The sequence below is a fragment of the Shewanella sp. 5_MG-2023 genome (assembly GCF_030547465.1).
Taxonomy (GTDB): domain Bacteria; phylum Pseudomonadota; class Gammaproteobacteria; order Enterobacterales; family Shewanellaceae; genus Shewanella.
Genome location: NZ_JAUORC010000005.1, coordinates 151,400 through 172,961, shown reverse-complemented (window position 1 = coordinate 172,961; position 21,562 = coordinate 151,400). Strand labels below are relative to the sequence as shown.

General features: G+C 34.8%; 20 protein-coding genes. All 20 read left to right on the top strand.

Annotation, left to right across the window (positions count from 1 at the left end):
- The first annotated feature begins 175 nt into the window (after positions 1-175).
- The 20 genes from Q4557_RS04360 (at position 176) to Q4557_RS04265 (ending at position 21,537) form a co-directional block, all read left to right on the top strand.
- On the top strand, positions 176-1,312 hold the full coding sequence (locus Q4557_RS04360; protein WP_303410935.1) for a polysaccharide export protein: 1,137 nt from the start codon (positions 176-178) through the stop codon (positions 1,310-1,312).
- Between the two features lie 32 nt (positions 1,313-1,344).
- Positions 1,345-1,788 (top strand): protein tyrosine phosphatase, encoded by a 444-nt coding sequence (locus tag Q4557_RS04355; RefSeq protein ID WP_303410933.1) that lies wholly within the window; start codon positions 1,345-1,347, stop codon positions 1,786-1,788.
- Between the two features lie 106 nt (positions 1,789-1,894).
- The gene (locus Q4557_RS04350; RefSeq protein ID WP_303410931.1) at positions 1,895-4,054 is read left to right on the top strand and encodes a polysaccharide biosynthesis tyrosine autokinase; all 2,160 of its coding nucleotides are present in this window, start codon (positions 1,895-1,897) and stop codon (positions 4,052-4,054) included.
- 209 nt (positions 4,055-4,263) lie between these two features.
- Positions 4,264-5,334: a dTDP-glucose 4,6-dehydratase gene (rfbB, locus tag Q4557_RS04345; RefSeq protein ID WP_303410929.1), complete on the top strand. Its 1,071-nt coding sequence runs from the start codon at positions 4,264-4,266 to the stop codon at positions 5,332-5,334.
- An 82-nt stretch (positions 5,335-5,416) separates the two neighbouring features.
- Complete coding sequence (rfbA, locus tag Q4557_RS04340; protein ID WP_303410927.1) at positions 5,417-6,286, top strand: glucose-1-phosphate thymidylyltransferase RfbA; 870 nt, start codon at positions 5,417-5,419, stop codon at positions 6,284-6,286.
- A gap of 2 nt (positions 6,287-6,288) precedes the next feature.
- On the top strand, positions 6,289-7,164 hold the full coding sequence (gene rfbD / locus Q4557_RS04335; protein ID WP_303410925.1) for a dTDP-4-dehydrorhamnose reductase: 876 nt from the start codon (positions 6,289-6,291) through the stop codon (positions 7,162-7,164).
- Positions 7,164-7,709, top strand: coding sequence for a dTDP-4-dehydrorhamnose 3,5-epimerase (gene rfbC, locus Q4557_RS04330; protein ID WP_303410922.1), 546 nt, complete (start codon positions 7,164-7,166; stop codon positions 7,707-7,709). Before rfbD ends, rfbC begins: the two co-directional genes overlap by 1 nt.
- Before the next feature lie 27 nt (positions 7,710-7,736).
- The gene (locus Q4557_RS04325) at positions 7,737-8,963 is read left to right on the top strand and encodes a nucleotide sugar dehydrogenase (RefSeq protein WP_303410921.1); all 1,227 of its coding nucleotides are present in this window, start codon (positions 7,737-7,739) and stop codon (positions 8,961-8,963) included.
- A 32-nt stretch (positions 8,964-8,995) separates the two neighbouring features.
- Positions 8,996-10,084, top strand: a complete 1,089-nt coding sequence (locus tag Q4557_RS04320; protein ID WP_303410919.1) for a glycosyltransferase — start codon at positions 8,996-8,998, stop codon at positions 10,082-10,084.
- Positions 10,085-10,177: 93 nt separating this feature from the next.
- A complete protein-coding gene (locus Q4557_RS04315; RefSeq protein ID WP_303410916.1) occupies positions 10,178-11,254 on the top strand; it encodes a hypothetical protein in 1,077 nt (358 codons plus the stop codon).
- An 88-nt stretch (positions 11,255-11,342) separates the two neighbouring features.
- The gene (wzx, locus tag Q4557_RS04310; protein ID WP_303410914.1) at positions 11,343-12,734 is read left to right on the top strand and encodes an O-unit flippase-like protein; all 1,392 of its coding nucleotides are present in this window, start codon (positions 11,343-11,345) and stop codon (positions 12,732-12,734) included.
- A complete protein-coding gene (locus tag Q4557_RS04305; RefSeq protein ID WP_303410912.1) occupies positions 12,735-13,154 on the top strand; it encodes a serine O-acetyltransferase in 420 nt (139 codons plus the stop codon).
- A gap of 3 nt (positions 13,155-13,157) precedes the next feature.
- Positions 13,158-13,613: a serine O-acetyltransferase gene (locus Q4557_RS04300; RefSeq protein ID WP_303410911.1), complete on the top strand. Its 456-nt coding sequence runs from the start codon at positions 13,158-13,160 to the stop codon at positions 13,611-13,613.
- 1 nt (position 13,614) lies between these two features.
- Complete coding sequence (locus tag Q4557_RS04295; protein WP_303410909.1) at positions 13,615-14,688, top strand: glycosyltransferase; 1,074 nt, start codon at positions 13,615-13,617, stop codon at positions 14,686-14,688.
- Between the two features lie 44 nt (positions 14,689-14,732).
- Positions 14,733-15,485, top strand: a complete 753-nt coding sequence (locus tag Q4557_RS04290) for a glycosyltransferase family 2 protein (protein WP_303410907.1) — start codon at positions 14,733-14,735, stop codon at positions 15,483-15,485.
- Entirely contained in the window at positions 15,485-16,438 is a 954-nt protein-coding gene (locus Q4557_RS04285; RefSeq protein ID WP_303410905.1) for an SDR family oxidoreductase, read from the top strand. Before Q4557_RS04290 ends, Q4557_RS04285 begins: the two co-directional genes overlap by 1 nt.
- 9 nt (positions 16,439-16,447) lie before the next feature.
- Entirely contained in the window at positions 16,448-16,996 is a 549-nt protein-coding gene (locus Q4557_RS04280; RefSeq protein WP_303410903.1) for a sugar transferase, read from the top strand.
- A 110-nt stretch (positions 16,997-17,106) separates the two neighbouring features.
- Positions 17,107-18,273, top strand: coding sequence for a nucleotide sugar dehydrogenase (locus Q4557_RS04275; protein WP_303410901.1), 1,167 nt, complete (start codon positions 17,107-17,109; stop codon positions 18,271-18,273).
- Positions 18,274-18,289: 16 nt separating this feature from the next.
- Complete coding sequence (locus Q4557_RS04270) at positions 18,290-19,294, top strand: NAD-dependent epimerase (protein WP_303410899.1); 1,005 nt, start codon at positions 18,290-18,292, stop codon at positions 19,292-19,294.
- A gap of 311 nt (positions 19,295-19,605) precedes the next feature.
- Complete coding sequence (locus tag Q4557_RS04265; protein ID WP_303410897.1) at positions 19,606-21,537, top strand: nucleoside-diphosphate sugar epimerase/dehydratase; 1,932 nt, start codon at positions 19,606-19,608, stop codon at positions 21,535-21,537.
- The last annotated feature ends 25 nt before the right edge of the window (positions 21,538-21,562 follow it).

Genomic DNA, 21,562 nt, shown 5'->3' with positions numbered 1-21,562 from the left:
TATATATGGCCATATTTCAAATGAACAGTTTCTAAAATCAAGCTCAAGTGCTTTGTTCTGTATGATTTGATTGCAATGGTTATAAATTAAATACTGAATTAAAAATGTCATTAGTAGTTTGAAGGTAGTGGCATTCTAAATATTATAATATAAATAAATCAAAACTTTAGGTGAAATGATGCTACAAAAATGGAGTAAGTTATCTAGACTTCTTATTATTACAGCACCTTTGCTACTTGCAGGCTGTGCGATACCCGGCTCAAATATAACTTCAGATGGTAAAAATGTTATTTCGACCAATGAAAATGTCGATTTAACTCAAGTCAATGTGTATGCGTTAACGCCTTCTACTATCAATCAATTCAAAAGTAAGCCTGTTATTTCGCAAAACAATCCTGTTTTAGAAAGTGCTATTGCGAGCTACGAGTACTTAATTGGTGTAGGTGATGTATTAAATATCACAATTTGGGACCACCCTGAATTAACTATCCCTGCTGGTTCATATCGAAGTGCGACTGACTCAGGCAATTGGGTGCATGCAGATGGTACAATTTATTACCCTTACATTGGTAATGTATCAGTAGCAGGTAGAACAGTAAGAGAGGTCAGAACCGAAATTACTCAGCGTTTAACTAAATACATCGAGTCCCCACAAGTTGATGTTAGTCTTGCAGCATTTAGATCTAAAAAGGCTTATATCACGGGTGAAGTATCAAAGCCTGGACAGTTACCATTAACTAATATTCCATTAACCATTCTTGATGCCGTCAGCTTTGTTGGTGGATTATCAGCAGATGCCGATTGGCGCGATGTATCGTTAACCCGTAAGGGCGAAACTGAAAGTTTGTCACTTTTTGCCCTAATGCAAAAAGGTGATTTGCAACAAAATCGTTTACTGCAAGATGGCGATATTGTTCACATTCCTAGAAATGACAATCAAAAAGTATTTGTACTAGGTGAAGTTAAAGATCCAAAACTACTAAAGATTGATCGATTAGGTATGAGCTTAACTGAAGCATTAAGCGAAGTTGGCGGAATTAATGAGTTTCAAGCTGATGCTACCGGCGTGTTTGTCATTCGTAGCCGAAATTCAGAAAACAATAATGAAATGCTAGCGGATATATTTCAATTAGATATATCAGATGCAACCGCATTAGCTATGGGTACAGAGTTTGAATTACAACCTTACGATGTAGTGTATGTGACTGCTGCTCCGATAAGTCGTTGGAACAGAATTCTTTCACAATTAATGCCAACGATAGCAGGGTTTAACGAGCTTACTGAAGGCGCATTACGAGTTAGAAATTGGTAGTTTTTTTGAGTATACAATTGAAGTGAGTAACTATGTTTGATCGAATTTTAGTTGTTTGTGTCGGAAATATCTGTCGTTCGCCGACGGGTGAACGAGTATTGAAAAACTTGCTACCCAATAAGGATATTACATCGGCAGGAATTGCAGTTAAAAGAAGTGGATTAGTTGATAAATCTGCAGATAAAACTGCAACAGAAGTTGCCATTGAGCATAATGTTGATTTGTCTGGGCATAAAGCTAAACAGCTTACCAGCAGCTTGTGTCGAGATTATGATTTAATCTTAGTGATGGAAAAGGGGCATATAAACGCTGTTGCGGAAATAGCGCCAGAAGCAAGAGGCAAGGTAATGCTATTTGGACACTGGCTTGATCAAAAAGAAATACCAGACCCTTATAAGCTAAGTAGAGAAGTGTTTGAACACAGTTATTCACTTATTGAGAAAAGTGCTCAATCCTGGGCGAGAAAATTGACTTAGTCAGTAAACTCAGCCGGTAACTGCAAGGCATAATATATGTATCATAAGATGCAAATATTTAGCTCCAAGCAAAGCAAATTAAAATAATTAATTATTAGAGTGAAAAATGGCCGTTTTAGAAAATAAAGCAACAACAGATTCAACAGACGAAATTGATTTAGGCAAACTCTTTGGTATGTTAATTGACAGTCGTTGGTTGATTATTACTATTACGGGTCTATTTGCTGTCATTGGTGTGGTATACGCACTACTCGCTACCCCTATTTATAAAGCTGATTCTTTGTTGCAAATAGAGCAAAAAAGTAACGGCATGTCAGCATTGGGGGAAATGGGAGACATGTTCGCCCAAGAATCGTCTGCAACCATTGAAATTGAAATCATTACTTCAAGAATGATTTTAGGTTCAACGGTTGATGCCTTAAATCTGCAAACCGTCGTTTCGCCAAGTTACTTGCTATTTTTTGGCAAAGGCTTAGCAAGGATGATGGGTGAAAAAAATAATATAACCGTATCAAGATTTGATGTACCTAAATTATATGATGGCCAAAGTTTTACATTAGTTGTGACTAATGATAATGCAGGCGAATATATTTTAGTCGATGAGAACGAAAATAAGCTGCTTAACGGTAAGGTTGGTGTAGAAGCGCAAGCTAAAGGTATTAGCCTTTATGTGTCAAGTTTAGAATCACAAGATGGTTTTGAGTTTAACATTGGCAAACGTTCTAGATTAGAAGCAATTCAGTGGGTACAAGAAAATTTATCAATTAGTGAAAAAGGTAAGCAAACTGGTATTTTACAGTTATCGTTTAGTGGCGAGGACTCTGTTTTAATCGAAAATGTACTTAACGATATTACTAACAATTATTTCTTACAAAATGTCGCCCGTAATTCAGCACAAGCCGAAAACAGCCTTGTCTTTTTAAAGAAGCACTTACCACAAGTAAAAACGCAGTTAACAGATTATGAAAATACACTGAATTCATATCGACAACAAAATGATTCTATCGATTTAGGCTTAGAAGCTAAATCAGTATTGGAAGTTATGGTTGCGCTAGAGGCGCAGTTAAACGAGTTAACATTTAAAGAAAGCGAAGTATCACAGCGTTTTACAAAAGATCATCCAGCCTATATAGCCTTACTCCAAAAACGCGATACATTGTTATCAGAACGCGAAAGACTAAATAAGCAAGTACAGAAATTACCAAAGACTCAACGTGAAGTATTACGTATGTCTCGAGATGTTGAAGTGAATCAACAAATTTATGTGCAATTGCTGAATAAAGTTCAAGAGTTGAATATTGTTAAAGCAAGTACAGTAGGAAACGTTAGAATTTTAGATAATGCCCAAGCTTATCCAAGACCAATTAAACCTAAAAAACCATTAATTGCGGTATTAGCTACCATGCTAGGTGCCATGCTGTCGGTGGGTTTTGTGTTAGTTCGAGCTGCTTTCCACCGAGGTGTTGATAGCCCAGAGCAAATTGAAGCATTAGGAATCCCTGTTTATGCAAATATTCCCAAATCAGAGTCTCAGGTTAAATTTGATCTTCGCAGAAAAAGAACGAAAGTGGTGAATGGAAAAGATGTGCTACTTGCAGAAAGTCATCCGGAAGACTTAGCCATTGAAGCTTTAAGAGCGTTAAGAACAAGTCTTCATTTTGCAATGATGGATGCTAAGAACAATATTGTGATGGTAACAGGTCCCGCACCTGCAATTGGTAAATCATTTGTTTCTGCTAACTTAGCTGCTGTTGTTGCCAATACGAATAAAAAGGTATTAGTAATAGATGGGGATATGAGAAAAGGCTATATGCAGCGTCATTTCGGTTTAGAGTGTGAAAGTGGTTTATCAGATATTTTATCAGGACAGCTAACGATACAAGAAGTGATAAAGCATACTTCTACAACTAATTTAGATTTAATCACTCGCGGGAGTGTACCACCAAACCCGTCGGAATTATTAACGCATAGTAACTTTAAAACTATGATTGAGTGGGCTTCAGAAAATTACGATTATGTGATTATTGATACACCACCAATTTTAGCGGTAACTGACCCTGGAATCGTGGGTAGGTATGCCGGTACAAGCTTGATGGTTGGCTGTTTTGAAAAGACCACGGCTAAAGAGGTTGAAATCTCTATGAGACGATTTGAACAAGCCGGTATAGAGATAAAAGGCTTTATTTTAAACATGGTGGAGAAAAAAGCTTCTTCGACATATGGATACGGCTATTACAACTACTCTTATCAAAGCGATAAAAAGTAGTTATTTTGAAGGGCCTATTGGGACTGTTTTAAGAAAAAGCATGAAACCTAGGCTCTGTATGGGATAGCGAAGATTCGACTGTCTCAAAATGGATAAAATGTGTCTCAGTTGGGTTTTAAGGGCTGAGGTGTAAATGTGTATATTTTCAGTACTTGTCACTCAAAGATAACCAGCTATTGTGGTTTAATTCATCAAATTTGGTAGTAAAAATGAAAATTCTTGTCACCGGTGGTGCAGGCTTTATTGGCTCTGCAGTTGTTCGTCATATTATCAAAAATACTCAAGATAGCGTTATTAATGTTGATAAATTAACTTACGCAGGCAATCTAGAATCATTAATTAGCATTGAAAATGACGAGCGATATTCATTTGAGCAAGTTGATATTTGTGATGCCGTGGAGCTTGAACGAGTTTTTAAACAACATAAACCAGATGCGGTAATGCACCTTGCGGCAGAATCTCATGTTGACCGTTCAATTACCGGCCCTGCAGATTTCATCCAAACCAATATCGTTGGCACTTATACTCTTCTTGAAGCAACAAGAGCATACTGGAATACGTTAGCGGATGATGCTAAAAAAGCATTTCGTTTTCACCATATATCAACAGACGAAGTTTATGGAGATTTACCACACCCAGATGAAGTACAAAGTGCTGAAGAGTTGACTCTTTTCACTGAAACAACCTCTTACGCGCCAAGCAGCCCATATTCAGCATCTAAAGCATCAAGTGATCATTTAGTCTGTTCTTGGCTACGTACTTATGGTTTACCAACGATTGTAACCAACTGTTCTAACAACTATGGCCCTTATCATTTCCCTGAAAAGTTAATCCCTTTAGTGATCCTCAATGCGTTGGAAGGCAAGCCACTTCCTATCTACGGTAAAGGTGATCAAATTCGAGATTGGCTATATGTAGAAGATCACGCGCGTGCACTCTACAAAGTGGTTACTGAGGGAAAAGTAGGTGAAACCTATAACATTGGTGGCCATAACGAAAAACAAAATATTGAAGTGGTAAACACCATTTGCAGTATTTTAGATGCCCTAGTACCTAAAGCTACGCGGTATGCTGAACAAATAACTTATGTAACAGACCGTCCAGGCCACGACCGTCGGTATGCAATTGACTCGAGTAAAATGAGTCGTGAACTTAACTGGCAACCAGAAGAAACATTCGAAACAGGCCTACGTAAAACGGTTGAATGGTATTTAGCTAATCAAACCTGGTGCCAGCATGTACAAGATGGTAGCTACCAACGTGAACGTTTAGGTATTTAGTCTGCTCTTACAATTTTTAGTCTCCAAGTTTTATTTTTTAGAAGGTAGAACGCAAGACCTCTACACCTAGGAACTTTTGTATATGAAAGGCATTATTTTAGCAGGCGGTTCAGGAACTCGTTTATACCCACTCACAAGAGGTGTATCTAAACAGTTATTGCCTGTATATGACAAACCAATGATCTACTATCCAATGTCAACATTGATGCTTGCTGGCATTAGAGAGATATTGGTTATTACTACGCCAGAAGATAATGAAGGTTTTAAGCGTTTATTAGGTGATGGTACGGATTTTGGCATCAATCTAACCTATGCAGTACAACCTTCACCAGATGGCCTAGCACAAGCATTTTTGATTGGTGAAGAGTTTATCGGTAAAGACAGTGTGTGTTTAGTCTTAGGTGATAATATTTTCTATGGTCAATCTTTTAGTAAAACACTGAAGAGTGCAGCGAATCGAGAAAACGGTGCTACAGTATTTGGATATCAAGTGAAAGATCCTGAACGCTTTGGAGTGGTTGAATTTGATGAAAATATGAAAGCGATTTCTATTGAAGAAAAGCCGATTAAGCCTAAATCAAGTTATGCGGTAACAGGATTATATTTTTATGACAACAGTGTTGTAGAAATGGCAAAACAAGTAGTGCCATCACACCGTGGCGAGCTTGAAATTACCACATTAAATGAAATGTACTTAAACCAGGGTTATTTGAACGTTGAGTTGCTAGGTCGTGGTTTTGCCTGGCTTGATACTGGTACGCATGAGAGCTTGCATGAAGCCTCTTCGTTTGTACAAACCATAGAGCATGTGCAAGGTCTTAAAGTCGCTTGCCTTGAAGAGATTGCATGGCGTAATGGCTGGTTAAGTTCTAAGCAGCTTGCCGATTTAGCTAAACCAATGATGAAAAACAGTTATGGACAATACCTAAACCGTTTAGCAACTGGAGTTTAAGGGTGAAAATATTAGTAACAGGTAAATACGGTCAGGTTGGTCACTGTTTAGTTAAATTACTTGAAGCACAGTCAGATCTAGAGTATCTAGCACTTGATCGAGAACAGCTAGATATCACTAATGCATTGCAAGTTAACAAAATAGTAAATGAATTTAAGCCAAACATTATTGTCAATGCTGCAGCTTATACTGCTGTAGATAAGGCTGAACAAGAACCTGAATTAGCTTATGCAATTAATAGAGATGGTCCTTTAAATCTAGCGTTAGCAGCTAATTATGTCAACGCCGCAATTATTCATATTTCGACAGATTATGTTTTCGATGGTAAAGGTGTTGAGTGCTATACCGAGTCAGCTGTAACATCACCTCAAAGCGAGTATGGACGTAGTAAGCTTGCCGGTGAGCATGCTGTAGCGCAGACTTGTAAAAAATATATTATATTAAGAACCGCATGGGTGTTCGGTGAACACGGTAATAACTTTGTTAAGACAATGCTACGACTTGCTAAAACGAGAACTTCGTTAGGCGTCGTTGCAGATCAATTTGGCGGTCCAACTTACGCTGGTGATATAGCAAGCGCCATACTTAAAATAACAAAGCAGATTATAAGCGATAGTCACAGTTATGGCATCTATCATTTTTCTGGTACCCCCTACGTAAGTTGGCATGCATTTTCTAAAAAAATATTTGAAATAGCATTAGAACAAAATGTACTTAGCCAGTCTGTCCAAGTAAAACCAATAACAACATTAGATTACCCTACTCCAGCTAAACGACCTGCAAATTCACGTTTAAGTTGCGATAAAATCAATAATGAGTACGGGATTAAACAAAGCGACTGGCAAGATGCATTAGCCCGAATTAAAGAGTATTCATAATGAAAGTAATTGATACAAATATCCCGGATGTAAAAATTATCGAACCAACGGTATACGGTGATGAGCGTGGTTTCTTTATGGAAACCTGGAATCAAAAACAATTTGAGGAATTAGTTACAGGAAAACCGACGCAATTTGTTCAAGATAATCACTCGAAATCTAAAAAAGGAATTTTGCGAGGTTTACATTATCAAACCGTCAATACTCAAGGCAAATTGGTAAGAGTCGTGTCTGGCGAAGTTTTCGATGTCGCAGTTGATATTAGAAAGGGATCACCTACGTTTGGGAAATGGGTGGGAGAATATCTTTCTGCTGATAATAAACGTCAATTATGGATTCCAGAAGGCTTTGCACATGGTTTTTATGTAACAAGTGAAGAGGCTGAATTTGTTTATAAGTGTACAGATTATTATTCTCCATCATCAGAATGTTCAATTATATGGTCAGATCCAGAAATAGGAATCAAATGGCCAATTTTAGTTAATCCGTGTTTATCTGAAAAAGATGAAAAGGCTAGTTTACTATCAGCCTCAATATGTCTTTAAATTTAAAGTAAATTAAGTAGGAATTGTATGAAAGTTACTAAATACAAAATTTGTGTGATTGGTTTAGGTTATGTAGGTCTTCCATTGGCTGTTGCTTTAAGTAAAAAATATTCAGTTGTTGGCTTTGATATAAATAGTAAGAGGGTAGACTCGTTAAAAAATAATATTGATTCAACTTTAGAGTTAAGTTCAGAAGAATTAATGTCAGCTGGTAATATATTGTACACACATAAAAAGGAAGATATCGTTGATTCAGAAATCTATATTGTAACAGTACCTACACCTATTGATGACAATAATACCCCAGATTTGAATCCTGTTATTAAAGCAAGTGAATTGTTGGGCGGCGTGATAAGTTACAATAATATTGTTATATATGAGTCAACTGTTTATCCAGGTGCAACTGAAGAGGTTTGTGTTCCTATATTAAGAGACACTTCAGGACTAGAATATAACAAAGAATTTTTTGTAGGTTATTCACCCGAACGTATAAATCCTGGTGATAAAAATAATAGATTAGAAAATATTAAGAAGGTTACATCAGGTTCGACAGTGGAGACAGCTAATATTGTTGACTCTATTTATTCTAGTATTATAAATGCTGGAACATTTAAAGCAAGTTCAATAAAGGTGGCTGAAAGCTCTAAGATAATAGAGAATGTACAAAGGGATGTAAATATAGCATTAATAAATGAGTTTCATCAAATATTAAGTTGTCTAAATATAAATACAGTTGACGTAATCGAAGCTGCTTCTACAAAATGGAATTTTATGAAACTGCACCCAGGGTTGGTCGGTGGTCACTGTATTAGCGTTGATCCATATTATTTGATACATAAGTCACAATCAGTAGGTTATATTCCTGATTTGATCAAAAAATCAAGAGAAATAAATAATGGAATGCCATCTTTTGTTGTTAATGACTTCATTAAGAAGCTTATACTGAACAAAATAAATCCAATAGAACTAAAGGTTGTTGTTTTAGGCTTTTCATTTAAACCTAATTGCCCAGATGTAAGGAATACTAAAGTTTTCGATGTTTACAATTTGCTTATAAAAAATGGATTTAATGTAATTGTTTATGATCCTATTGTCGATAAAGAAGAAGTATTTGAAGAATACGGGATTGATGTTATTACCTCAATTTCGGAGATTGATTTTAATGATTATACAGTTTCATTTATTGGTACGGAACATAATGATTTCAACGAATTGAGTAAAGAATTTAAGTTTACTTATAACTTTAAATCATAAGGATTTAGGGCCTAAGCTCTTAAATGAAATTGATGAAAAAAATATTATTTCTAACACACGAAAATATAAGTAAAACTGCTGTAGCTAAAGCAATGTTCTATGATGTAGCTTGCGAATTGAAAACTAAATATCATATATCTTTTTTTTCAGCTACAGATAGGCAATTTTTTTTGGGGGATGAGATTGAACACTTTGTGTTTAAGAGGAGGTATCAAGGTAGAATTTCAGTTTTAGATTTATTTAGTCTGTTAAAATCAATTTTTTTATTAACTAAGTTGTTAAAAGAAATAGATCTTGTTTATATTCGTTCTTATCCTATGGCAATAGTTATGCTATTACCATTGTTGATATATAAAAACAAAGTCATTTTTGATACAAGAGGCCTTTTTTTTGAAGAGTTATTTGATTCTGGTAAAATAAGGCGGTTGAAAATTATTCAATTGATTTTTAATTATATAGAATCATTATTGCTTCGTAATAGCGACTGTGTAATTTGTGTAAGTGAGGCGCAAAAGGAATACTATAAAAAAATATCCCCATCAAGTAGATGTGAAGTAGTTTATAATGGGACAAGAACTAATGGGATTGTAAAGTATTTAAAAGAAGATAACGTTACAATTGGGTATGTTGGTTCTTTAGTTTCATGGCATTTACCTAAAAGGACTGCAAATATACTCAAGATTTGTGAAGAGCAAGGCTTAAATTTTGTTTTCCATTGTCTAACTCGTGATATAGATATCGCTCAGGTTGTATTTAAAGATTTAAAAAACTTTAAAATTTATAGTCATAACTATCGAGATGAACCAATAAAGTTTGATCTTGGACTTTGTTTAATAATGGACTCTTTGTCTAAAAAAGTTTGCTTCCCTGTGAAGTTTTCAGAGTATCTTTCAGCTGGGGTTAAAGTTATATTTTCAGATAATATAGATGTTTGTGTTCAATTGGATAAAAAATATGTACTAGGTTTGCCTGTTTCTTTAAATGATAGTGACGAGGTTATTGCGCAAAATATTTTAGATTATTGTAGTAATAAAAAAAATCTTAATTTCACAACTTTCCCTAATGAATTAGAATTTTCAACTATGTTGGAAAAAATTAATTCTATTCTGAAATCATTATAGAAAATGAATTTGTATAATCACGAAAATAATTATCAAAAAATATTTTTTTCAATTATATTTTTTTTGATTCTGTCATATATCATGAGGTTCTTATTGCCTTTTGGTAGTGAGCCTGATTTTTTACATAGAATTAACAAGATTGTATCTGGTGAACGGTCACTATCTGCGGAATTTCTATTTTATTTTTATGGTGGTTTTGATTGGAACCCTACTTGTGCTTATACATATTCAATGAGTAGTATTACCGGTAATGTAGATGGTTTTATGTGTGGGGAGACGCTAGAGCAGAAATTTATAAGGTGGTTACTTCAAGTAAGCTATTTCATACCATTTTTTATTATTGTATTTAAAATGTACTTACTAAAAAATTTAGGGATACTAAAAAATAATGAGCTTGAATTTCGTTTTGTTGCACTTTTTTCAAGCCTAACATTTCCAAGTCTTATTTACTTTACTGGGGTTGCGGCTGAAGAGCAAATTACGCTTTTTTTATCTTTGTTTATTTCAGTTTTTATTAGAAACTTATTTGTAACACTTCTGCTTCTCTTTCTTATTTTCTTTGTGGAAATAGGAACTGCTATGGTGGTTAGTTTATTTCTTCTAAACTATTTTTTTTATCATTTCATTTTAAAAAAGGCTTCAATAAAATTTATAGAGATTTTATCTTTATTTCTAATCGTTATCTGCTTCATTTTTAAAATGCAATTATTAACAATATTGTTTTACTTACCAATTATTGGTAATAAAGTAATGGTTATTTATAATGCTTATACTTTAACTAGTTATGCAGATGTCGTAGATAAATACCCTTTATTATTTAGACCTCTTATGACTTTTATCTCAGGTGTTTTTATGACGCCACATGGTATAAAAGTGATTCTACTTTATCCGATTGTATTTTATTTTCTTATTAGATTGTATTTAAAATCAAGGAGATATGCATATGATTATAATGCTAAAAGTGGTTATGTAACATTGCTTCTTATTTTTACATTTATAACATGTACTGTATTTGTATTGCCTGGATATAGTAATGCTAAGTATTATATTTTTGTTTTACCATTTATTTTGCAAAATGCTATAGCTATTTATGGTTTTAAACCGGTTGTTCATTTTTCTATTTTTTGCAGCATAGTGGTATGCATTCAACTAGTTTTGGCTCGTATGTAGTGTAGCTAGTATAAATGTTTATCATATTGTATTTTTATAAAGTTAATTTATGTTTTTTATATTAAGTGCTGTATCTTGGTGGTATTAAATGTTGAATTTTTCTTCTGTCAAATTAGGTTATATTAGTCAAGGTCTAAGCGCTGGTATAAATTTGTTGATGTTACCTTTTGTTCTATTTTATTTGCCTAGTTCTTCTGTTGGTATTTGGTACAATTTTTCATTACTTTTAGCTTTGGTGTTGTTACTTGATTTTGGAATGTCATCAACTTTATTGCGTCATACCGCTTATGCATGGGCTGGAGCAATTGATATTCGTAAAGTTGGTTTATCTGAGCAATTTTCCGGGAGTGTTAATCAAGAATTGCTTTCAGATGTTTTTCGTTCAGGAGTTTATATATATCGAGTTATTTCAATTATCTCATTTATAATCATTTCTACTGCTGGTAGTTATTATATTTATAATATTGCCAAAACAGAATCTGATTTTGATATTGTTTTTATTTCATGGGCAATTTATGCTGCTGCTGCATGTTTCAATATTTATTCTTGTTACTGGATTCCTATATTAAAAGGAATAGGTTCTATATCTGAGTACTATAAAGTCAATGTTTTGATTAAATTGATACAATTAGTGTTGACTATTTTGGGTTTAATATACGGCTACGACTTAATTGCTATTTCCTCTGCTTACTTTATCAGTGTAGTAGTAGGTAGGTTTCTCTTTAAGTTAAAGTTTTTTAAAGCACTTGAAAGGGAAGATATATCTAAAGATTATTTTTTGTCCCTTTATGATAAAAAAAGAGTTACAGACTTAGTTTTAGTTTCTAAAACTAGTATTTTTAAGCAAGGTGGTTTGTCAATTTCCAACTATGTGTTAGATAAAGTTTCATTATTGTTTGTAACAATTTTTCTGGGGCTTGAATACTCCGCTAGCTATGGGTTGACAGTTCAAGCATTCAGTGTTTTGACAGTAACAAGTAATGTTTATTATCAAACTATGTCACCAAAAATAATTAACTTAAAAGTCCTAGGTGAAACACTTGAGTCTTTCAGGTTATTTTGCAAGTGCCTTAAAGTACAGTTTTTTATAATTTTGTTAGGTAGTTTATTTATTATAACTTTTGCGCCTACTCTGATTTCAATTTTTGAATCTAAGACTCAGTTACTACCATTCCATTTTTTGTGTATCCTTTTTGTTTATTATATTATTTTCAACTTTCAACTTTTGTGTGTTAATTATCTTATTATTAACAACCGATTCGATATGTTATTTGCATACATTTTATCAGGCTTTTTATATATTGTTTTAATGTTTTTATACAACTATTTTTTTGAAGTGGAATTAATATTTATTATACTTGTTCAATTGTTAATACTTATTTCTTACAATGCATGGAAGTGGCCTTATGTAGTTGTTAAAGATTCAGGTTTGACTCTTATATATATTTTGAGAAATTACTTTTCGATTTGGAGGTTATAGATGGATTCGAAGGTTGTGAAATTATACAGGATTAGTCATTATTTTTATCTAAAAAAAAGATTTTTCTTATCTAAAATAGTGCGTGTTATTATAAGGATTCTCTTTTCAGCTGAAATCCCCCCAAGTTGTTTATTAGGTAAAAATATTCAAATTAAGCATGGCGGTCTTGGAGTTGTGCTGCACGATAATTTAGTTGTCGGTGAGGATTGTGTCATATATCAAAATGTAACTATTGGTGGACGTGAAAAATCCGGAACACCAAAAATCGGTAACAATGTTTATATTGGTGCTGGCGCATGCATATTAGGCAATGTAAAAATTGGTAATAATGTCAAAATTGGTGCAAACTCCGTGGTAATTAAAGATGTTTCAGATGGTGAAACTGTAGTCGGTATTCCTGCATATGTTATTAGGAGGTAAGGGGTGAAAGTTGTAAAGTTGTTATTTCCTTTTATGTTTCACTCTGAGAAAATAATTTTTCTTCACCGAATTGGTGCTTTTTTCTATGAAAAAAACTATTTAAGATTGTCTTTATTCATCGAAGGCATTATTTTAACATTTTTTTCTTGTGCTATATCTTCACAGGCTAAAATAGGAAACAATTTCAAATTACCTCATCCACTTGGAGTCGTTATAGGCGCTGGTTGTATAATTGGTAATAATGTTTCGATATATCAAAATGTTACTCTCGGTAGGAAATCTCATGATCTTCCACTTTATCCTCAGTTGTTAAATAATATAATAATTTATCCTAATTCAGTCGTTTTAGGCGATGTTACAATTCATGATAATGCTATAGTAGGTGCATGTAGCTTAGTTATCAATCATATTGATAAAGATTCTATTAATGTTGGCTCTCCATCTAAAAGGATCCGTTAAGTTGAAAATTACACTAATATATCACCGAGTAGGTTATGGTGGTGCTAGTAAAATGTTTGTTTTTTTGGCTAATTTATTGTCAAGAAGTGGTTATACTGTAACAGTTCACACTTACTCAGATATTGATAATCCACATTACCCTTTAGATCCTAAAATAGTTCTTATAAAACGCAAAGTGTTGATTCACACTCCTATTGTAAAACGTTTTTTAGATTTTATTAGTGTTTTTAATGTTATTCGTTTAACTAAACCTGATTTAGTTGTTACTTTAATGTCGTCTAATAGCTTTTATAGCTATATAGCATGCCGTATTTTAGGTGTTAAAGTAATTGTCTCTGAACGAGGTGACCCTCATAAAGAAGTCGGTATATTTTCCAAACTTAAGCATTTAACTATGAATAATGCAGACGCTGCATTTTTTCAAACGCCAGGCGCAATGTCTTTTTTCTCTCAGAAACTGCAACGTAAATCTATTATACTACCTAACCCTGTCATTCCTGAGCATATTAAAATAAAGGCCTGGTCAAGCAGGGTAAGCGATATATCCTTTGTCGGTAGGTTCGAATTGAAACAAAAGCGTCAAGATGTAATGTTAGACGCGCTTGTTTTAGTAATAAAAAAGTTTCCGAATATCATTCTTAATTTTTATGGTGATGGTCAAGATCTAGATAAAGTGAAATTATTATCGCAACAAAAATCCTTAGATAACAATGTAAGGTTTTTTGGTGCTGTTAGTGATGTAAAACATAGGCTTGCTAATTCGAAGTATTTTGTCTTAACTTCAGATTACGAAGGTATACCTAATGCTTTAATAGAAGCTATGTCAGTTGGATGTGCATGTATTTCTACTGATTGTTCGCCTGGTGGTGCAAGATTTTTAATTCAAAATAATGTTAATGGTCTTTTAGTTCCTCAATCTGATTCCTCTGCGGTAGCAGATTCTTTGATTTATCTATTGCAAAATTCAGATGAGGCTGAGCGTCTCTCACATTTAGCGACTAATGTTAATGAGCAATTTAAACCTGAAGTTATTGGTGATAATTTTTTGAAGTTTATAAAATCAGTTATTAGTTAGCTTTTTTTATATAACTCTTTGATTTTTTTTGGAACTCAATTTAAATGAACAATATTTATATTTCTATTGTCAGTCATGGTCACGAAGATATGATTGTAAACAATGCGGAACTACTAAAAATCTCTATGTTAGAATTTGTTTTTGTTATCATCAAAGATAATCTATGTAGTGATAAGTTGAAGCAATTTTGCCAAGAAAAAGAGTTGCATTATATTAGAAGTAGCAATCCAATGGGGTTTGGTTGTAATAATAATCACGTTTTTGATTATGCTTCAAATATTGGGCTGGATTTTGAGGATTGGTTTTTAGTAATTAACCCAGATGTAAATATTTCAATTAATGAATTTTTAAAATTGAAAGCTTGTTTAACTGTCTCAAAATCAAGTCTCTTAACAGTAGATCTTTATAGTGATAAGTATTTAACTGTTAGTGATGATTCGCTTAGATTTTACCCAGGTTATTCAAGTTTACTTAATTTAGTAAGAGGTAGACCTGTCACTGATAGCTATAACAAACAGAACCTTAATAATCTTTCTGAAGTAGAATGGGCCTCTGGTGCTTTTTTAATTTTTCAGGCTGGTTTATATCACAACTTATCAGGTTTTGATAAAAAGTACTTTATGTATTATGAGGACGTAGATATTTGTTTTCGAGCAAATAAGTTATTTAATTCAAAGGTTACTTTTTTGAAAGGAATTAAGGCTTATCATAAAGGAGCTTTTGCTAACAGACGTATTTTTTCAAAACATTTTTGGTGGTACATATCTAGTCTATTTAAATTTTTAGTAGGTCGTTAATGAAAAATATATTATTGACTGGAGCTTCTGGCTTTATTGGTAGGAACTTGCTTAAATCGTTGAATGGTTTTAATGTAAGTACTTTGGGAGGAAAAGGAGATCCTTTTTCTAACGGTTATGAATACGACCGAGTAGAAATAAATTCGCTGACTGATTTCACTGAATGTTTAAAGGATATTAGTGTAGTTGTTCATTGTGCTGCAAGGGCACACGTTATGAGTGATATATCTTCAGATCCTCTTCAAGAATACCGTGAGGTAAATACATTTGGAACTTTAAACCTAGCTAGGCAATCAGTTGCAGCGGGTGTTAAACGTTTTATTTTTATAAGTAGTATTAAGGTTAACGGTGAATCGACAAGCTTTGGAATGCCATACAAACATAGCGATCCACATAATCCTCAAGACTTTTATGGTCAATCAAAATCTGAAGCTGAACTTCAGCTTATAGAATTATCAAATAAGACTGATTTAGAGGTTGTAATTATTCGTCCAACTTTAGTTTATGGGCCTGGTGTAAAAGCAAATTATTCTTCTCTACTAAATTTAGTGTCAAAAGGTTTACCATTGCCTTTCGGGCTTATTAATGATAACAAACGTAGTTTAGTTTCAGTAAAAAACCTTGTTGATCTGATAATAACTTGTATTAGTCATTCAAAAGCTATTAATCAGGTATTCTTGGTTTCCGATGATCATGATGTGTCTACGGCTTCAATCGTAAAGCATATGTCAGTAGGACTCGGAAAATCGAGTCGATTGCTGCCAGTACCTTTATGGTGCTTCCGCCTAGCTGGTAAGTTATTAGGCAAGTCTGATGTAGTCGACAGATTATTAGGAAGTCTGCAGGTTGATATCAAACATACTAAGGACACGTTAGGCTGGACACCTCCACAAACACTAGAAGAAGGCTTTAAAGATACCGCAGAAGCTTTTATTCTTAATAAAAATATTTAGGGTATTTAAATGATTCGTGTATTAGATTTTTTAGCAGCTTTTTTGGGTTTGTTGTTTCTTTGGCCAGTGTTACTTATTGTTACGATAATTGGCATGTTTGATACCGGTTCACCTATTTTTGTTCAAACCCGTGTTGGCCGAAAAAAAAAGCCGTTTAAATTGATTAAGTTCCGTACAATGTCAGTTGAAACCAAATCAGTGGCTAGTCACTTAGCGAGTAATGCTTCAATTACTAAGATGGGTACGTTTTTACGTAAAACTAAGATTGATGAGTTGCCTCAATTAATTAATGTGGTTAAAGGTGAAATGAGCTTGGTTGGTCCACGTCCAAATTTATTTAACCAAGAAGAATTAATCAAAGAGCGTGATGCTTTAGGTGTTTATGATGTTTTACCTGGTATTACAGGTTTAGCTCAAGTTCAAAATATTGATATGTCTACGCCTGCTTTGTTAGCAAAAACAGACAAGCGCATGATTGATAGCCTAAATGTTAAAGATTATTTTAAGTATATTATGATGACAGTTACCGGTAGTGGTTCAGGTGACGCGGTAAAATAATAGCTCCGCTCATCTATCTATTTTCCCTCGATTAAGTTTTGTTCTTTAACACCTGCTTTGCAGTTTTAAAGTTCTGAAAGTTATAAAATTAAAGGTTTATTAAAATAAATATGAAGATTGCTATTGCTGGTACGGGTTATGTTGGTTTGTCAAACGCTATGCTACTTTCGCAGCATAATGAAGTTGTTGCCATAGATATTGTCGAAGAAAAAGTTGAAATGTTGAATAATGGTATTTCGCCAATTGTGGATGAAGAAATAACAGACTTTCTTAAAAATCATGCTCTTTCATTTACAGCTACATTAGACAAAGAGTTTGCGTACAAAAATGCTGAGTATGTAATTATCGCAACTCCGACAGATTATGACGTTAAAACAAACTTTTTTAACACGTCGTCTATTGAAGCTGTAATTAAAGATGTAATGTTAATTAACCCAAAAGCGATAATGGTTATCAAGTCAACTGTCCCAGTTGGTTACACAAGTCGAATTACTGAGGAGCTGGGTTGCAGTAACTTGATCTTCTCACCCGAGTTTTTACGTGAGGGTAGGGCGCTTTATGATAACCTTTATCCTTCACGTATTATTGTTGGCGAACAAAGCGAGCGAGCTAAAATTTTTGCGAACTTACTAGTTCAAGGCGCAATTAAAGAAAATATCGATGTTTTATTTACAGACTCTACTGAGGCTGAAGCTATCAAATTGTTTTCTAACACTTATTTAGCGCTTCGTGTTGCTTATTTTAATGAGTTAGACACCTATGCTGAATCTCATGGCTTGAATTCACGTCAAATCATTGAAGGGGTTGGTTTAGATCCTCGTATCGGCAGTCATTACAATAATCCTTCATTTGGTTATGGTGGCTATTGCTTACCTAAGGACACTAAACAATTACGCGCAAACTACTCAGATGTACCAAATAATATCATCGGTGCAATTGTTGACTCAAATACCACGCGTAAGGATTTTATAGCAGATGCAATTTTAAAGCGTGAACCTAAAATAGTGGGTATTTACCGTTTAATAATGAAAACTGGGTCAGATAATTTCAGGGCATCGAGTATTCAAGGGATTATGAAACGCCTGAAAGCTAAAGGAATCCAGGTAGTGGTATTTGAGCCAGTGATTGAAGAAGACCACTTTTTCCACTCTGAAGTTATAAAATCGCTGGAAGACTTTAAAGCTTTGTCAGATGTTATTGTATCTAATCGCATGGTTGATGAAATCCGAGATGTAAGTGATAAGGTGTATACTCGTGACCTTTTCGGTTCAGATTAGTTTTTGAGGTAATGATATGAAGTATTTGGTCACTGGTGCAGCTGGATTTATTGGTAGTGCAGTTGTTGAAAAACTAGTAGCAAGCGGACATGAGATAGTTGGTATTGATAATATAAACGATTATTACGACCCTGATTTAAAACATGCACGTTTAAAACGTATCGAAAATGATAACTTTCGCTTAATTAAGCTGGATATCGCAGACAGAGAAGATGTTAAACAGTTATTTGAAAATGAGCAGTTTGATCGCGTTATTCATTTGGCGGCACAAGCTGGTGTGAGGTATTCGATTGAGAATCCTCATGCCTATGCAGATTCGAATTTAGTTGGTCATTTAAATATTTTAGAAGGGTGTCGCCATAACAAGGTACAACACCTTGTTTACGCATCTTCTAGCTCTGTTTATGGATTGAATTCTAAAACCCCATTTTCGACGTCAGACAGTGTAGATCACCCAGTTTCGCTTTACGCGGCTACCAAAAAGTCTAATGAGTTGATGGCTCATAGCTATTCGCACTTGTATGACATCCCAACTACCGGCCTACGCTTTTTTACTGTATATGGAAGTTGGGGCCGCCCTGATATGGCGCCGTTTATCTTTACTAAAAAGATCTTAGATGGCGAGACTATTGATATTAACAACAACGGTGATATGTGGCGTGATTTTACTCACGTTAATGACATCGTTGAAGGTGTTGTGCGTATTGCTGATGTTATACCCAATCGAGATGATTCTTGGACTGTCGAGAAAGGTTCTCCCGCGGCAAGTTCAGCCCCATACTCCGTCTATAACATAGGCCATGGTTCACCTATTAATTTGATGGGTTTTGTAAAGGCCATTGAAGATGAGTTAGGTATTGAAGCCAATAAAAACTTTAGAGAAATGCAACCTGGTGATGTGTACCAAACTTATGCGGAAGTAGCTGACTTATTTGAAGCAACTGGCTATAAACCGAGTGTAGGTGTCAAAGAAGGTGTTGCTGAATTTGTGAAATGGTATCGAGAGTTTTATAACAAATAGATCTATCTATCTATCTATTATGATTTTAGCGCTAGAGTATTGATTTACTTAAACTAGCGCTAATTTTTTCTGTCTCATTATCAAAAAAGTCGATAAAAATGTGTCTCATTGGTTTTTTGTTCACATTTATTCCTACAATTCCAGAGTAGTGCACAAGTTAAGTTTTTTCTTCGTGTTCTTTCATGCTCTCACATATAATATCCTAAGCTAGTTGTACGCATTACTCATATTACCCTGTAAATGGTATAGTGGATAGGCGTTCGTATTTAAAGAAGTAATACACTATGATTTTTAAGTTTATGGAGCGGAAAATGGATTTTTTGCAAAAGTTGTTTCGTTTAGAGCGTAGTCAAAAACGTTTAGTGAGTATCGCAATTGACACTGTTTTTCTAAGCTTTGCCTTTTGGGCTGCGTTATTAGTCAGAGTTGATGATGTCAGTGTGTTGCTTAATGGGCATTACTGGGCTTTGGTTGCTACAAGTATTCCTTTCAGCATTTTAGCGTTCGCCAAGCTTGGTTTGTACCGCGCGGTATTGCGTTATATGAGCTTACAAGCAATAACGGCTATTTTACTTGGTATTGTCGCGTCAACTGTCACTTTAGTGTTCGTCTCTTATTTTACTGAAGCGCATCTGCCTCGCACTGTTCCTATCATATATGCCATGTTCGCTTTGGTGTTTGTAGGGGGAACGCGTGCACTTGTTCGTTCTTTAGTTGGCTCAGGTATTAAACGTCACGGTGAGCCAGTGATTATTTATGGTGCAGGGGTCAGTGGTCGTCAATTACTGAACTCTTTGGTGCTAAGCCATGAATATTACCCTTACGCTTTCGTCGATGATGATGAAGCGCTACATGGCAGCGTAATCCAAGGTGTTCACGTTCATTCACCCTCAATCATACGTAAACTCATCACTCAAAAAGCAGCAACCAAAGTGTTGCTTGCAATACCCAGTGCAACCAGAGCCAAACGTAAAGACATTCTTAATCGTTTAGAGTCGTTATCTACTCAGGTGTTAACCATTCCTGCAATGGCCGATCTGGTAAGTGGTAATAAACTTTATAGTGATATTAAAGAAGTTGAAATTGATGATTTATTAGGGCGTGATTCGGTCGCGCCTAGACAAGATTTATTAACCGCCAATATTACCGATAAAGTGGTTATGGTGACTGGTGCTGGCGGCTCTATCGGCTCAGAATTATGTCGTCAAATTTTAAAAAAATCACCAAAAAAATTAGTGTTATTCGAACTGTCTGAATATTCGCTTTATGCCATTGAAAGAGAGCTATCTGCTACTGCAAAAGAGCTTGGGCTTAATGTGCGCATTTTGCCAATGATGGGCTCGGTTCAGCGTGAAAATCGTGTTCAAGCGATTATGGAATCTTTTGGCGTTCAGACTGTATACCACGCCGCAGCTTATAAGCATGTGCCACTGGTTGAGCACAATGTTGTTGAAGGCGTTCGCAATAACGTGTTTGGCACCCTATACACAGCAAGAGCGGCTATTGCTGCAAAAGTTGAAACCTTTGTTTTAGTTTCAACAGATAAAGCGGTACGACCAACTAACGTTATGGGCACAACCAAGCGTATGGCAGAGCTTGTGTTACAAGCTTTTTCAAAAGAGGATCATCAAACTCGCTTTTGTATGGTGCGATTTGGTAATGTTTTAGGGTCATCAGGCTCTGTAGTACCGCTATTTAGAACCCAAATTGCTAATGGCGGTCCAGTTACTGTGACTCACCCAGACATCACCCGTTTCTTTATGACCATTCCTGAAGCGTCGCAATTGGTTATTCAGGCTGGTGCTATGGGTAAAGGCGGTGATGTGTTTGTATTAGATATGGGTAAATCAGTCAAAATTGTCGATTTAGCCAGTAAAATGATCCGATTAAGTGGTTTTGATGTCCGTGATGAATTGAACCCTGAAGGTGAAATCGCGATTGAATATAGTGGATTACGCCCAGGAGAAAAACTCTATGAAGAGTTACTAATTGGTGATGATGTCACGGGTACTGAACACGAAAGAATTATGACAGCCAATGAGGTTCATCTGTCATGGGCAGAGTATTCGAAAATTCTTGAGCGCTTAGATTCCGCTTGTCATGCTTTTGACCATGCCACAATACGGGACATTTTATTAACCACGCCGACAGGCTTTGCGCCAACGGATGGTATTTGTGATTTGCTTTATCAGCAAACAGAAAAAAACAAACCAGCTGTTCAAAATGTGGTTAATTTAGTCTAGTATATTTTTATCATTATTTTTCAGT